Origin of the sequence: Vreelandella venusta, from assembly GCF_007989605.1 — a bacterium.
Classification (GTDB): Bacteria; Pseudomonadota; Gammaproteobacteria; order Pseudomonadales; family Halomonadaceae; genus Vreelandella; species Vreelandella venusta.
In genome coordinates, this window is sequence record NZ_BJUL01000001.1 from 46,643 (window position 1) to 61,377 (window position 14,735).

A 14,735-nucleotide genomic window follows, 5' to 3' on the forward strand; every position below is an offset into this window, starting at 1 on the left:
TAAGATCTGTTTTTAAGATCTGTTTTAAGACCAGTCTTTTAAGTCATGACGACTACGTGTTTCTATCTAAGTAATATTTACCTTGGTGAGGGGAGGTGAAGATCGGAGAGTGCGGAGAACTTGCCGGTAAATGCTTTCGGACGAGGGTAGTCCAAGTCACCATGTTTGCTGGTGTGGAGACCTAGGCTAACCAACGACTCCGCAAGCTTTAACGCGGCACTAACGCCTTCTATCACCGGTAAGCCAACTTCGCGGCTAATCTCTTCAGTCAGATTCGCCATCCCGCCGCACCCTAAAACGATGGCGCCAATGCCGTCTTCATCGCGGGCGCGACAGCACTCTTCGACAATGCGGGTGAAGGCGGCATCAGGGTGATGCTCAAGATCGAGAACCGGAATTTCTGCAGCGCGTATGCGGCGACAGTGGTGGCGGAATCCATACTGTTCAAGTAAGTGTTCTGCAATAATGCCGGTACGCCCTAACGTCGTCACAATCGAGAAGCGGGTGCTGACAAGCGTGGCTAAATGAAAGGCGGCTTCCGCAATGCCGATGACGGGGGCACGGGTTAATTCGCGGGCTGCGAGTAAACCAGGGTCGCCAAAGCAGGCCACCACGTAAGCATCGATGCCGCCTTCGCGTTCTCCTTTAAGAACTTCTTCGGCAACACCGACTGCGCTAATGGCCTCGTCAAAATGACTCTCGATGGACACCGGCCCCGCATCGGGCTGGGTGGCGGTAACCGTTGTCGATGCCGCTGCCTGTCGCTGGGCGGCTTGATGAATGGCAGCCGTCATTGAGGCTGTTGTGTTTGGATTGATTATGCGTATATGCATGTTGAATCGCTCGCTGGTAGACAAAATTGAGCATCTTGTATACGAAAATAGGGCGGTTTCGCACGGATCGCAAGCCCTTTTTATACGGTTTAAATACAAGTGTTATTTGACCAAATGTTCAGGTTTCAACAAGTTAGCGACTTTGCTACTTTAAAATGCTAGCCATCTCAGCTAATTAAGCGGCTGTTAGATTGCGGTTGTTCTATAAAGCCGTTATTTTGTATACAATTATTTTCTGTATTGTAGATCTTTAATTCCAATAAAATGCTCTGCAACCAGCTATCTACAAGCGTATAAAGGAGCCGTTGAATGTCCTATTCACCTGATCGACCATCGAATGCTTACCCTCGCGACCTAGTGGGATATGGTCGTACCCCTCCTCATGCTAATTGGCCAGGCAATGCGAAAATTGCCGTTCAGTTTGTGTTGAATTATGAAGAAGGTGGGGAGAACTGTGTTCTTCACGGCGACGCCGGATCAGAGCAGTTTCTGTCTGAAATCATTGGCGCGGCCAGCTATCCAGATCGCCACCTAAGTATGGAATCGATCTATGAGTATGGTTCCAGAACCGGCGTCTGGCGGATTTTACGTGAGTTTGAAAAGCGTGATTTGCCACTGACGGTATTTGGTGTCGCTATGGCTCTAGAACGCAATCCTGAGGTCGCTCAAGCGTTTAAAGAGCTGGGACATGAAATTGCCTGCCACGGCTATCGCTGGATCCATTACCAAGAAGTCTCCGAGCATGTTGAGCGAGAGCACTTGCAGAAAGCCATGGACATTTTTCAGCGTCTTTACGGTGAGAAGCCACAAGGCTGGTACACAGGGCGCGATAGCCCGAATACGCGACGGTTGATTTTGGATGAGGGCGGCTTCCTTTACGATAGCGACTACTACGGCGACGACTTGCCTTTCTGGACGCAGGTGACCGATAGCCAGGGCAGTGAGCATAACCACCTTATTGTGCCCTATACTTTAGACACTAATGATATGCGCTTTGCAGCCCCGCAAGGTTTCAACACGGCGGATCACTTCTTTACCTACCTGCGCGATGCCTTTGATGTGCTTTACGCAGAAGGGGAAGAGGCGCCCAAAATGCTCTCTATTGGTATGCACTGCCGCTTACTAGGGCGCCCTGGACGTTTCCGCGCTTTACAGCGCTTTTTAGATCATATCGCAGCCCATGACCGCGTTTGGGTAGCTCGCCGTGTGGATATTGCTCGCCACTGGGCAGAACACCATCCCGCTCCAACCCGCTAAAAGGCAAAATAATGAATAAATCTCCATACTACGCCCCTACGGGGGGGCATCCGCCACAAACACAGCTAACCGCTGATCGTGCCGTGTTCACAGAAGCGTTTGCGTTGATTCCCAAAGGCGTGATGCGCGATATTGTCACCAGCAACTTACCTTTCTGGGAAGGCACTCGTTTATGGGTGCTGGCACGTCCGCTTTCAGGTTTTGCTGAAACGTTCTCGCAATACATTATGGAAGTGCAGCCTGAGGGCGGCAGTGAAAAGCCGGAGCTAGACCCCCAGGCCGAAGGCGTACTGTTCATTGTGGAAGGTGAGTTAACGCTTACTCTGGCGGGGGAACGCCATACCATGCGCCCCGGTGGCTATGCGTTTCTTCCCCCAGGTAGCCACTGGCAAGTGCGCAATGAGTCCTCTGCTCCCGTACGTTTTCATTGGGTGCGTAAAGCGTATCAGTTTGTGGAGGGGTTAGACGTACCCCAAGCTTTCGTCACTAATGAGCAAGACATTGCTCCCATCGAAATGCCGGGAACCGAAGGGCGTTGGGCAACCACGCGTTTTGTCGATCCTGCTGATGTGCGCCATGACATGCACGTCAATATCGTGACTTTTCAGCCAGGTGGCGTGATTCCTTTTGATGAAACTCACGTGATGGAGCATGGGCTTTATGTGTTGGAAGGGAAGGCGGTGTATCACCTAAACCAGCAATGGATTGAGGTAGAGGCAGGTGACTTTATGTGGCTACGCGCCTTTTGCCCTCAAGCGTGTTACGCCGGTGGCCCGGGGCCATTCCGTTACTTACTGTACAAAGATGTTAACCGCCATGCCGCTCTCAAGCTCTAGCATTGAGTTTAGGCGTTTAAGTTTTGGTGTGTAAGTTCTGATAGTTGAATTCCGACGTTGGCTGCTTCGCTGTGTTGTTATCCGGTGGAGCCGCCTATTTTAGGATTTTGTAATGATTAAATTGATAGCCGAACCGCTAACCGCCGAGGCGTTTGCGCCTTTTGGCGATGTGATCGATGCCCGCACGTCAGCATCGTTTCCCATTAATGCTGGTCGTACCCAGCGTCATCATGACCTAGCGAGCGTTGAGACATTAGGCGACAACGCCCATACGCTGATTAATATTTTTGTCAGTCAGCCGATTACGCTACCGTTGGAATTAACCTTTTTGGAGCGCCACCCTCAGGGTAGCCAAGCCTTTATGCCGCTGCATCAAGAACGCTTTATTGTGGTGGTAGCCCCTCCTGGCGACACCATTAATACTGCAGATGTGCGCGCGTTTGTGACCGATGGCCGTCAGGGTGTCAATTATCGGGCAGGCACCTGGCATGCTATTCAGTCGGTGCTTGAGCGTGAGGGCGAGTTTTTAGTGGTAGATCGGGGGGGAGATGGCAATAACTGCGATGAGTATTCGCTTGATATTACCGTTACTCTAGGCGAATAGCTTGCGCTAACAGCATACGCTTGTCATCTTGCTCAGGTTAGCTTTTGACTGAACGAGAAAAATAGAGCGCAGATTGCGCGTAGGAGGCCAGCATGTCACAAGCCCACCGTTTGCCAAAACTACTTAAAATGCTGCGTCACTACGATGATCCAATCAGCGGTGCGGATCTGGCTGAAGCGCTAGGTATACCGCTAAGCGCTCTCTACAAAGATATTGCTGTGCTTAGAGCCGTAGGTGTCGAGATTGTTAGTGAGCCAGGCCAAGGCTATGTGCTCCCGCCTAGCGTTCAATTACCTCCCACAGCGCTTTGTGAGCCAGCCGCCGAACGGTCTGATGAGCTGGTTTTCTATACTCACCCCCTCTCGCGGGGAGGCATTGTGCACTGGATGCTTGAAGAGCTTGGCGTACCTTATCGCTTGGTGGTCCTGGAGTACGGCGCCACAATGCATGCGCCAGACTATTTAGCCATCAACCCGATGGGTAAGGTGCCGGCTATTCGCCACGGTGAGCGAGTGGTCACGGAGGCTGCCGCTATCTGCGCTTATCTTGCCGATGCTTTTCCCGAGGCAGGTTTGGCACCGCCGCTTTCAGCCAGAGCCGACTATTATCGCTGGTTATTCTTCGCTGCTGGGCCGCTAGAAGCGGCTGCCTCGCTTAACAGCTTGGGCTTCCAACCTAACCCAGAGCAGCGGATGCGGCTAGGTTCCGGCGACTTTGCGACGGTGATTGAGGCTCTGGCTGCGGCCGTTAATGGGCGCCGCTATATCGCTGGTGATGTTTTCAGTGCTGCCGATATTTATGTCGGCTCCCACATTGGATGGGGAATGCAGTTTGGAACCCTACCACGTCGTCCTGAATTCGAACATTACTGGGCAGGGCTGCAAAGCCGCCCTGCACGGCAGCATTGCGAGATGTTTATCCAGCAGGCGTTGGCACAGTAGTGGTAGTTGCCCCCACGCTGATGAGCATTTATTAAGTTTTTATTCTCATTCTATTAATAATTAGGAAAATTATGAACGCACTGCACTTCTCTTCGATCCGTCGTACTAAAATTGTTGCCACTTTGGGCCCCGCCAGCGACCGAGAAGGTGTCTTAGAAGCCATGCTAGCGGCGGGTGTTGATGTGGTGCGTTTAAACTTCTCGCATGGCACCGCAGAGGATCATCGTCGACGCTTAATGCGTGTGCGCGAAATTGCTACTCAGCTGGGCCGTAGTGTCGCAGCACTGGGGGATCTGCAAGGCCCTAAAATTCGTATCGCGCGCTTCAAAGAGGGCGCGGTGGTTCTTCAAGAGGGCCAGCCGTTTATTCTCGATATGGCACTTGATGGCGATGCGGGTGATGTACACCAAGTGGGCTGTGACTACAAAACCTTGGCGCAAGATGTGACTGCCGGTGATCGCCTGCTGCTAGATGACGGTCGGGTGGTGCTAGATGTTACACGGGTAGAGGGGCAACAGGTACACACCGAGGTGGTGGTGGGCGGTAAGCTCTCCAACCATAAGGGTATTAACAAGCAAGGTGGTGGGCTTTCTGCTCCCGCGTTGACCGAGAAAGATAAAATTGACCTAAAAACCGCTGTTGAGATTGGTGTCGACTACCTCGCTATCTCGTTCCCCCGTCATGCGGAAGATATGTTAGAGGCGCGCCGTTTACTCGGTGAAGCAGGTAAAGATATTGGCTTAGTTGCCAAGGTAGAACGTGCTGAAGCCGTAGCGGATGAGGCAACCCTTGATGGCATTATTGAAGCATCAGAAGCGGTCATGGTGGCGCGTGGCGATTTAGGGGTCGAGATTGGCGATGCCAAGTTGGTCGGCGTGCAGAAGCGCATGATCAAGCGCGCGCGTTCGCTTAACCGCGCTGTGATTACCGCCACGCAGATGATGGAAAGCATGATTTCTGCGCCGCTGCCTACCCGCGCAGAGGTATTTGACGTTGCCAACGCAGTGCTGGATGGCAGTGATGCGGTAATGCTTTCCGCCGAAACGGCTGCAGGCGATTACCCACTGGAAACCGTTGAGGCGATGGCACGAGTATGCTTAGGCGCCGAACGTGAGAAAACTGCCCAAGAGTCAGGGCACCGTATTCATGAAGGTTTCTCACGGCCAGACGAAACCATTGCACTTTCGGCAATGTATGCTGCTAACCATATGAAAGGCGTGACTGCGATTGCCTGTATGACCTCTTCGGGTTATACGCCGCTAATTGCCTCGCGTATTCGTTCAGGCTTACCTATCGTAGGACTTGCCCACACCCCCATTGCTCAACGCCGTATGGCGCTTTATCGTGGTGTTGTATCACTGCCGTTTGATACCTCAGCAATGAGCGCCACAGAGTTGAATGACGAAGCACTGACGCTGTTGGTTAAGCAGGGTGTTGTTAAGCTTGGTGATCATGTGATACTGACGCGAGGTGATCATATGAATGCTCATGGCGGCACTAATACCATGAAGATCATGGCAATTACCGAACAGCATATTGAGCAAGCGCAGCGCTGATTGATGCGAATCCTGCTATTAACGTGTTTACTGTTTGTTACTGCGCCTGTGTTTGCAGGCGCACCTATTATTGCAGCAGCTTCTAATCTGCAGTTTGCACTGGAAGAGGCTGCGCAACGCTTTACCCAGCAAACGGGCCATGCGCTGCGCCTCAATTTTGGTTCCTCCGGAAATTTTCGCCGCCAAATTGCTCAAGGGGCTCCCTTTGAGCTATTTCTCTCGGCGAACGAATCTTTTGTACAAGCGCTTTTTCAACAAGGCCACGTCGATAACGAGGGCGTTATTTACGCTCGTGGTCGGCTAGCGTGGGCGCAGCCTAAAGGAAAGTACCCACCACCTGAGGCACACACGCCGCTTGCTGGTGTTTATGAAGCTATTGCTGCACTTGAGGAGGGGCGGCGTCAGCGTATCGCGATTGCCAGCCCTGAACACGCGCCTTACGGAGTTGCTGCTCAAGAGGTATTGCTACAGGCTGGGCTGTGGGAAGCTAGCGAGCCATTGCGCATTCAAGGCGAAAATGTATCGCAAACGCTGCAGTTTGCTCTGTCGGATGATGCCCGGGGTGGGTTAGTAGCGTACTCATTAGTGCTGGCTCCAACCCTCAGCGAGCGAAGTGAGTTTGTATTGATTCCCGAAGCGTGGCACACACCGTTGCGTCAACGTATGGTACTTACACCTCAGGCAGGAGAGGTGGCTCAGGCTTTCTATGCGTGGCTTCAGCAAACAGACGCGCAGGCTATTTTCCAACAGTACGGTTTTAATACAGATTAATGGACTGGACAGCGCTCTCGGTATCGCTGCGCTTAGCAGGCTTGACCTGTCTTTTTTTGCTGCCCGTTGGGGTGTGGCTAGGCCGTGCATTGGCTACCGCACATTTTCGCGGCAAAGTGCTATGCGAAGCGCTAGTGGCGTTACCGTTAGTGTTGCCACCCACCGTGCTTGGTTTTTACTTGCTACAGCAATTTGGCCGTGACGCTCCTCTGGGAAGTGTTTGGGCTTCGTTAACAGGAGGCGGGCTCAACTTCACTTTTAGCGGTATCTTGCTCGCCTCACTAATCGCTAATTTACCTTTTGCGATTCAGCCTATTCAACGCGCGTTTGAGAATGTGCCAACTAATCTGCGTGAAGCTGCCTGGTGCAGCGGGCTGAGCCCTTGGCAAACATTTTTGCGCATTGAACTACCGCTGGTATGGCCGGGCATTCTTTCTGCTATCGCATTAACATTTGCCCATACGTTGGGAGAGTTTGGGGTGATTTTAGTGGTTGGTGGTGCGATTGATGGGGAAACCCGCACGCTAGCGATTGCTATTTATGATCGGGTACAGGCGTTCGATGAGCAGGGGGCCGCACGTATGTCAGCGCTGCTGCTATTGGTGTCGTTAACAACCCTAGGTCTGGTGTACGGGCTTGCAGGCAAGCGCAGGTGGGGACGTGGCTAAAGTGAACACGGGCAGTGGGCTGGAGGTAATGGCTAAACAGTGCGGCCCGATACCGCTGGATGCGACATTTAGCTGTCCTGCGGGTGAACTTCTAGCACTGGTAGGCCCGTCCGGCAGTGGCAAAACTACCTTACTGCGTACTATCGCTGGCCTATATCAACCAGAGCAAGGCCAGGTGGCATGTTTGGGCAGCACTTGGTTAGCAACGGAGCGGCGTTACTCGCTTACCCCTCAGCAGCGAAAAATCGGCATCGTATTTCAAGATTATGCACTGTTTCCCCATCTTAGTGCGCTAGCGAATGTTCAGCTTGCCCTGGGACACCTTCCTCACTCTGAACGGCCGCACCGTGCCCAGCAGTGGCTTGCCAATGTGCGTTTGGAGGGGCTGGAAAAGCGCTTTCCTAACGAGCTTTCTGGCGGCCAGCGCCAGCGGGTGGCGCTGGCACGCGCCTTAGCTCGTGAGCCGCAGGTACTGTTGTTAGATGAACCCTTCTCAGCCGTTGACCAGGTGACCCGACGCCGATTGCAGCGAGAACTGGCGCTGTTGCGCCAGCAAATATCGATTCCCATTATCTTGGTTACCCACGATTTAGAAGAAGCCACTGCGCTAGCAGATCAAATTTGCGTGCTGCATAACGGCGTAAGTCTGCAGCAGGGGAGCCCGGAAACACTATTTCGGCGGCCTGCTTCGCCGCTGGTGGCAAGGCTTTTAGATCGCCACAATATTTTTGAGGGTGAAGTGACTAGCGTTAATGGCCAGAAACAGCTGCAGTGGGGGGATCGATACTTAGAGGTTGCTGCAGGCCTCTCTGATCTGCCGCTGGGTGAGAGAGTGACGTGGTACTTGCCGCCTTCCGACATTGTGCTGCATCGCCGTGGTCGACCTTCACAGGGCGAGCGTGAAAACCCGGTGGCCGCTATTGTGCATGAAATGATCGTTCTTGGCGGTATCACCTCAATCTCGCTGCGTGTTTTACATGGCGATATGCTACGTTTCGATATTGCCACCCATGCTGCTAGGCGCAACCAGCTAGCACTGGGGGAGCCGGTATATGTGTCGCTGCTTGCTGAAGGCATTCATATTATGTCAGGAAAACATGTGGCTACGTCGTCACGCCATATATCCTCAAATAACCTAGCTTCAAATAACCTAGCTTCAAATAACCAGTCCGCTAATAACATGCCCTCTCATCATAAAAGGAACCTGCCATGACTGTTACTCGCCGTCAGCTACTGAAGACGTCTTTGGGAGTTTCACTAGCGGCGAGCTTACCGTTGCCGCTGTTGAGCGCTTGGGCTGATGAATCTCGCCAAGCCTCGACATTGCCGCTGGCGATTCACAGCCAGGAAGGCCCTCATCGATTAGACGTTGAAGTGGCCGAGACCGCCGCTCAGCGACAGCGCGGCTTAATGGAGCGCGAGCACCTGCCGGAAGCGCGTGGCATGCTGTTCCGGTTCGAGAGCGAACAGCCCGCTGGCAACGCCTTTTGGATGTACCGCACGTTAATCCCGTTGGATATTGCTTTTATCAACAGTGAAGGGCGCATTGTGGCGATCAACACCATGCAACCCTGTGCGTCCGATACTCCCCGTGAGTGCCCCGCTTACCCAGCCGGTGCGTCTTACCATGCCGCGCTGGAGGTTAACGCAGGCTACTTCGCTGAGCGCAGTATCCAGGTGGGCGACTGTGTATCAGTCCCTGCTTTGGCTGGGTTTTGCCGCCCTGATGCATAGCACTTATAACGAGCACTTATAACGAGCACTTATAACAGGCACTTAGAAACAGTACGCCGACACCGGCGTACTACAGTGGCTTTGCTGGACGACGCTTACCAACGTTGAGCACGATTAGAGCAATACCGGCTACCACAAGCCCCCCGCCTGCCAGCTTATGGATTCCTAAGCTGTCGCCCATCAATAGCACGCCCAAGCCAACAGCAAGTACCGGTACTAGTAAGGTCATTGGTACCACGCGATTGACAGGATGACGGCGTAGTAAGGCATACCAAATGCCATAAGCAACAATTGATGACATTACCGCGGTGTAAATCATCGCTCCCCATCCGCGCCAGCTTGCTTGCTGAATGGCCTGCCACTGGCCTGTTTCAAATAGCCAAGACCCTAACGCGACCTGAGGAACCGCAAACAGCGCTACCCAGCCTGCCAGTGCTAAGGGAGCGATAGGCGGACCGCGCTTAATCAACAGTTGGGAAACTGCCCAGCCAAACGCGCTTAACAACAGAATCGTCAGCGGTAGTGGCGAGGGCAACGTTGGCCCGCCTGCGAGCACAATGATGCCCGCGAAAGAGAACAGCAGTCCCACGATGCGCTTTGCTCCCAGTTTTTCTTTAAGAAATACCACTGCCAGTAGCGTGGCAAACGGCATACCCATCTGTACCAGCAGCGCTCCAGTGCCTGCTTCTGCTTGGCCTAAACCGATAAACAGCAGCGCAAAATGCAGGCTGCCAAACGTGAAAGAGAGTAAGAGCAAAAAAGGCAGCTGAGCGCGAGCGACAGGGTAGAAAGGCACCAATAGGACAGCGACCAGCGCAAAGCGCAGAGTCGTCATTAGTAGCGGTGGTAGCTCCGCCACCCCCACCTTTATGACAATAATATTCAGCGCCCAAATGGCGATGACAAATAGGCCTAACAACAGGTCGCGTAGTGGCACGTTGATATCCGTTGATCACGATTTAACAGTGGCTTTAGCATATCAGTAAGCGCTACTGCAGCGTAATGGCGCGGTGCTCATCTACCCACAGTTAACGGTGAAATGCTAACGACCGACTTCCTTTAAACTCATGAGTGCCTACAATAGAGCGTTGCCTGCTTTAGCGTTTATGTTGTAGCCAATAGCGGCGCACTGTGGGTAGATAATAGATATCGCTGGATACCAATTGATAAAAAAGGATCGACAATAATGACGCTGACACGCTCTATGGCTCGTTTAACAGTAGGTTTAGCTGGTGCGGCTTTACTCTCGGCTTCTTTCTCTGCACAAGCACGTGAACTCTCTGTTTCCACTGTTTTATCGGATGCTTTCCCATGGGGGCAAGCGGCGGAAAAATGGGCGGAATTGGTGGAGGAGCGCAGTGGTGGAGAACTAACGCTGCGAGTTTATCCAAACTCTCAGTTAGTCTCAGGTGATCAAACTCGTGAATTTTCGGCTATGCGTTCGGGGCTAATCGATGCTGCGGTAGGCTCGACGATTAACTGGTCGCCCCAGGTTCCTGAACTGAATTTATTCTCTTTACCATTCTTTATTCCCGATGAGGCTGCTGTGGATGCGGTTACTGGCGGCGAAGCGGGTGAGTTGGTCTTTGCGGCAATTGAATCCCGTGGTGTTATGCCGCTGGCCTGGGGCGAAAATGGCTTCCGCCAAGTGTCAAACTCCCGTGGGCCGATTAGTCAGCCAGAAGATTTGGAGGGCCTGAAAATTCGCGTGGTGGGCTCACCGCTGTTCCAGGATACCTTCTCTGCTCTTAACGCTGATCCGACGCAAATGAGTTGGACAGATGCTCAGCCAGCGTTAACCACCGGCGCGGTTGACGGGCAAGAGAACCCGCTTTCAGTCTTTGATGTTGCGCGTATTGATCAGGTGGGCCAGGAGCACTTAACGCTCTGGAACTACATGAATGACCCGCTGGTTTTTGCAGTTAACCAGCAGGTATGGCAGTCGCTTGATGAAGAGCAGCAAACGCTGTTGCGTGAAACGGCAATTGAGGCTGGGGAGTGGGAAATCGCCATGACGCGCGAGGAGGAAAGCGAGCGCCTGGCGGCTATTCAAGAGCGTGGTGTGACGGTTACGGAGTTAACCGATGAACAGTACCAAGCCTTTGTTGAAGCCACCCAGTCCGTTTACGAAAAATGGGCACCGCGCATTGGTGAAGATGTGGTTAACGCGGCTCGGTCGGCTATCGACGCACGTTAATGAATCCTTTGGTGTTTTAACTACCGGCCTACAGGGCCGGTAGCTTTTTCTGTTGTGAGGCTGCCATGAAAGGCTTTCCCGATGCACGCCCTGAACGTTGGCTGGGTGCGCTGTCACTTATTATTATTTCGTTGATTAGTTTGGGAAATGTGGTCACACGTTACCTGACAGGTGGCTCATTCTCGTTTACCGAAGAATTTTCCGTATTCTTACTAGTGGTGCTTACCTTTGCAGGGGCATCGGTGGCGCTTAGGCGAAACCGTCATATTCGTATTGGTTTTTTGGAGCGGGCGCTACCTGGGCGCTGGCGCAGTGCCCTTATTCTATTTCAAGCGCTATGCGGGGTAACCGTTCTGGGCTTGATTACGTGGTATGGTGGAAAGCTAGCTTGGCAAGAGTACCAATGGGAATCGCTATCGCCGGGGTTAGGGTTGCCCCAGTGGTGGTACTTAGTATGGCTGCCGATATTGTCCTTTGCCATGGTGTGGCGTCTTGTTCAGCAAACCCGAGATCGATTAAATGGAGGGCTGAATAATGACGCCTGATATTTGGATGATTCTTGCCTTTGCTGGATTTTTGATAGCAGGTGTGCCCGTGGCATTTTCGCTCGCCTTGGCTGGCTCGGTGGGAATTGTGGCTGGGCTTTCGCCAGATATGTTAGCGACGCTGGGCACCAATACCTATAACAGCATTGCTAAATATCCTTTAATCGCGATACCGCTATTCATACTGACGGGACTGATTTTTGAGCGCTCAGGTGTGGCGTTACGCTTGGTACGCTTTGCTCAGGCTCTTATTGGGCCTCGTCATGGCGGCCTAGCGTTGGTCGCGGTGCTGGTGTGTATGATTATGGGCGGTATGAGCGGTTCGGGCCCGGCGGATGCGGCGGCAGTGGCTATGGTAATGCTGCCGAGCATGACGAAGGCGGGCTACCCAAAGCCATTTTCCGCAACGCTTATTGCAGCATCAGCCTCCACCGCTATCCTAATCCCTCCTTCCGTGGCGCTAATTCTTTACTCGATTGTGGTGCCCGGTGTTGATCTGCGCGCGTTATTTGCCGCAGGGCTTTTTCCCGGCATTTTGGCAGGGCTAGCGCTGCTGCTGCCTGCGATGATCGTTGCTAAGCGTTACGGCTGGGAAGGAACACCGGTAGCAGGCGCTGAAACCTTGACCGTGCGTACGACGTTTAGGCAAGCATTGCCCGCTTTATTTGCTCCAGTGCTCATTTTAGGGGGGCTGCGCTCAGGTCTATTTACGCCGACAGAAGCTGCCGTCGTAGCAGTTGCCTATGGCACCATCGTGGGACTGTTTTTGACGAAAGAGCTTTCGTTACGTGACCTATGGGAATTGTTAGGAGAGGCCGCGATTATTTCTGGAGTGGTGATGCTGATTATCGCTCTAGCGGGTATTTTTGCTTGGGCCGGAACAATGCTGGGGACTTTCCGCCATTTGGCAGAGTGGATTATTGGCTTAACAGACAACGGTGTTTTGCTGCTGGTGCTGGTCATGCTGGCGGTATTAGTCGCAGGCATGCTGCTTGATGCTATTTCTATCTATCTCATCATGATGCCAGTGCTTATCCCCGTCATGCAGCACTTTGAATGGAACCCCGTTTGGTTCGGCATTCTGCTAGCGATGAACATTGCTATTGGTCAATTTACCCCGCCGGTTGCGGTGAATTTAATGGTAACCACAGAGGTTGCCAAAATCCGTTTGGAAGAGACTTTGGGGTGGGCGTTGCTGTTTGTTGTGGCGATGGGGTGTGCACTCGCTCTTGTGGCTATTTTTCCAAGTATTGCGCTGTGGTTGCCATCAGTACTTGGTTACAACATCTAGCAATCCCATGGCTGGCGTAGTTCGTCATAAGATGCTTAATCCGCTATACGCTATGCGAATACGGCATGGCTGTTAACGGTAACTAAACGTAATTCATCGGTAATCTGAATTTGTTGTCTGAGCTGCTTGTGGTAGGCAATGTCATCTACAGTACATTGTCTCTAAGCATTAAGTTTATCTGTTAAACAGCAGGACTTAATTGCAAGCACTAGGATGTGTATGGGCGTTATAGCAGTAATGACTTACTGCGTATTTCGCCAAGTATGTTTTTTTTCGCTAAAGTAGTAAGTGTTGGCTGTACTAGTCGACGTTGATAACAGATTGTCTTGAAAACGTTTTGGCAGAAAAACACCTGAGGGAATCGTTCAGCAGGTGGGGTTAAAGCGTATAACGCTCACAACATCAAGATAAAGAGGTGTGTCCATGAAACGCCATGTATTTTCCACTGCCGCCTTCTCAGGCGCGCTGATTGCGGCCGCTACGTTTGCATCTCCGGCGGTTGCGCAAGAACGCTTCATCACTATCGGTACCGGTGGCCAAACAGGTGTGTACTACGTAGTCGGTCAGTCGATCTGTCGATTGGTGAACCGTCTGGAAGACGCTGACATCAAATGTAATGCACCTTCTACTGGTGGCTCCGTGGCCAACATCAACGGTATCAAGTCCGGCGAATTGGACATGGGTGTCGCTCAGTCGGATGTTCAGTACCAAGCTTATAACGGTACTGGGAACTTTGAAGGTGAGGCCTATGAAGACCTGCGCGCGGTGTTCCGCGTTCACGGTGAGCCGCTGACTATCCTGGCTCGTGCTGATGCCAACATTAATTCCCTTGATGACTTGGAAGGTAAGCGCGTCAATATCGGCAACCCAGGCTCTGGGCAGCGCAACACCATGGAAGTGGTGATGGGTGCCAAAGGCTGGACTGAAGATTCTTTCTCGTTAGCGTCTCAACTCGATGCCGCCGAAATGGCTGCCGCGCTTGCTGACAACAACATCGACGCGATGGCCTATGTCGTGGGGCACCCCAATGGAGCCATCCAGGAAGCGACTACCACCGTCGATTCGCGTCTGGTGCCTCTCAACGATGAGACAGTTCAGGGCATTGTTGATGAGTTCCCGTACTATTCCATGTCGGTCATTCCAGGTGGATTGTACAAAGGTAACGACGAAGACGTCGAAACCTTCGGTGTCGCAGCGACCTTCGTGACTACCGCAGAGACCGACGACGACATCATCTACCAGACCGTTAAAGCGGTATTCGATAACTTCGATCGCTTTAAGCGTCTGCACCCGGCCTTCGAGAACCTCGATCCCCAAGACATGGTGACCTCTGGTCTATCAGCACCACTGCATGAAGGTGCCGCTCGTTACTACCGAGAGCAGGGCTGGATCGAGTAACTTGGCCAACCTGAGGTGATTTCGCCTCAATGAGTGATTACGCGGCCACGTCGAGTGGCCGCGTATTCTGTTTGAGATGCTGTATGGCGTAATGCCAATGGAAT

15 protein-coding genes are annotated in these 14,735 nt (G+C 52.6%); 13 read left to right on the forward strand and 2 right to left on the reverse strand.

The features are described from left to right. Window positions 1-77 precede the first annotated feature (77 nt). Complete coding sequence (locus HVE01_RS00240) at window positions 78-833, reverse strand: aspartate/glutamate racemase family protein (protein WP_146941755.1); 756 nt, start codon at window positions 831-833, stop codon at window positions 78-80. Between the two features lie 309 nt (window positions 834-1,142). On the opposite strand from HVE01_RS00240, the gene puuE reads away from it, so the two are divergent. The 9 genes from puuE to HVE01_RS00285 all read left to right on the forward strand — a co-directional run bounded on the left by puuE (window position 1,143) and on the right by HVE01_RS00285 (window position 9,200). Then, window positions 1,143-2,090, forward strand: a complete 948-nt coding sequence (gene puuE / locus HVE01_RS00245) for an allantoinase PuuE (protein ID WP_146941757.1) — start codon at window positions 1,143-1,145, stop codon at window positions 2,088-2,090. A gap of 11 nt (window positions 2,091-2,101) precedes the next feature. Next, the gene (locus tag HVE01_RS00250) at window positions 2,102-2,926 is read left to right on the forward strand and encodes a bifunctional allantoicase/(S)-ureidoglycine aminohydrolase (RefSeq protein ID WP_125751158.1); all 825 of its coding nucleotides are present in this window, start codon (window positions 2,102-2,104) and stop codon (window positions 2,924-2,926) included. A gap of 112 nt (window positions 2,927-3,038) precedes the next feature. Continuing rightward, window positions 3,039-3,530 (forward strand): ureidoglycolate lyase, encoded by a 492-nt coding sequence (locus tag HVE01_RS00255; protein ID WP_125751155.1) that lies wholly within the window; start codon window positions 3,039-3,041, stop codon window positions 3,528-3,530. A 92-nt stretch (window positions 3,531-3,622) separates the two neighbouring features. After that, window positions 3,623-4,471 (forward strand): HTH domain-containing protein, encoded by an 849-nt coding sequence (locus HVE01_RS00260; RefSeq protein WP_146941759.1) that lies wholly within the window; start codon window positions 3,623-3,625, stop codon window positions 4,469-4,471. 71 nt (window positions 4,472-4,542) lie between these two features. Further along, the gene (gene pyk, locus HVE01_RS00265) at window positions 4,543-6,027 is read left to right on the forward strand and encodes a pyruvate kinase (protein WP_125751148.1); all 1,485 of its coding nucleotides are present in this window, start codon (window positions 4,543-4,545) and stop codon (window positions 6,025-6,027) included. A 3-nt stretch (window positions 6,028-6,030) separates the two neighbouring features. Then, window positions 6,031-6,798 (forward strand): molybdate ABC transporter substrate-binding protein, encoded by a 768-nt coding sequence (modA, locus tag HVE01_RS00270; RefSeq protein ID WP_146941761.1) that lies wholly within the window; start codon window positions 6,031-6,033, stop codon window positions 6,796-6,798. Continuing rightward, window positions 6,798-7,466: a molybdate ABC transporter permease subunit gene (gene modB, locus HVE01_RS00275; RefSeq protein ID WP_146941763.1), complete on the forward strand. Its 669-nt coding sequence runs from the start codon at window positions 6,798-6,800 to the stop codon at window positions 7,464-7,466. The genes modA and modB overlap by 1 nt, the downstream gene beginning before the upstream one ends. A 28-nt stretch (window positions 7,467-7,494) precedes the next feature. Beyond that, window positions 7,495-8,679 carry an ABC transporter ATP-binding protein gene (locus HVE01_RS00280; RefSeq protein WP_146942132.1) on the forward strand — a complete coding sequence of 395 codons (1,185 nt, stop codon included), beginning with the start codon at window positions 7,495-7,497 and terminating at the stop codon, window positions 8,677-8,679. Continuing rightward, entirely contained in the window at window positions 8,676-9,200 is a 525-nt protein-coding gene (locus HVE01_RS00285; RefSeq protein WP_146941765.1) for a DUF192 domain-containing protein, read from the forward strand. The genes HVE01_RS00280 and HVE01_RS00285 overlap by 4 nt, the downstream gene beginning before the upstream one ends. Before the next feature lie 70 nt (window positions 9,201-9,270). On the opposite strand, the gene HVE01_RS00290 is transcribed toward HVE01_RS00285, so the two are convergent. After that, complete coding sequence (locus HVE01_RS00290; RefSeq protein ID WP_125751135.1) at window positions 9,271-10,137, reverse strand: DMT family transporter; 867 nt, start codon at window positions 10,135-10,137, stop codon at window positions 9,271-9,273. A gap of 249 nt (window positions 10,138-10,386) precedes the next feature. Between HVE01_RS00290 and HVE01_RS00295 the strand changes: the two genes are divergently transcribed. The 4 genes from HVE01_RS00295 (at window position 10,387) to HVE01_RS00310 (ending at window position 14,631) form a co-directional block, all read left to right on the forward strand. Continuing rightward, complete coding sequence (locus HVE01_RS00295; protein ID WP_125751132.1) at window positions 10,387-11,397, forward strand: DctP family TRAP transporter solute-binding subunit; 1,011 nt, start codon at window positions 10,387-10,389, stop codon at window positions 11,395-11,397. A gap of 65 nt (window positions 11,398-11,462) precedes the next feature. Beyond that, window positions 11,463-11,942 carry a TRAP transporter small permease gene (locus tag HVE01_RS00300; protein ID WP_125751129.1) on the forward strand — a complete coding sequence of 160 codons (480 nt, stop codon included), beginning with the start codon at window positions 11,463-11,465 and terminating at the stop codon, window positions 11,940-11,942. After that, window positions 11,932-13,233 carry a TRAP transporter large permease gene (locus tag HVE01_RS00305; protein WP_146941767.1) on the forward strand — a complete coding sequence of 434 codons (1,302 nt, stop codon included), beginning with the start codon at window positions 11,932-11,934 and terminating at the stop codon, window positions 13,231-13,233. The genes HVE01_RS00300 and HVE01_RS00305 overlap by 11 nt, the downstream gene beginning before the upstream one ends. Window positions 13,234-13,656: 423 nt before the next feature. After that, entirely contained in the window at window positions 13,657-14,631 is a 975-nt protein-coding gene (locus tag HVE01_RS00310; protein ID WP_125751122.1) for a TAXI family TRAP transporter solute-binding subunit, read from the forward strand. Window positions 14,632-14,735 lie beyond the last annotated feature (104 nt).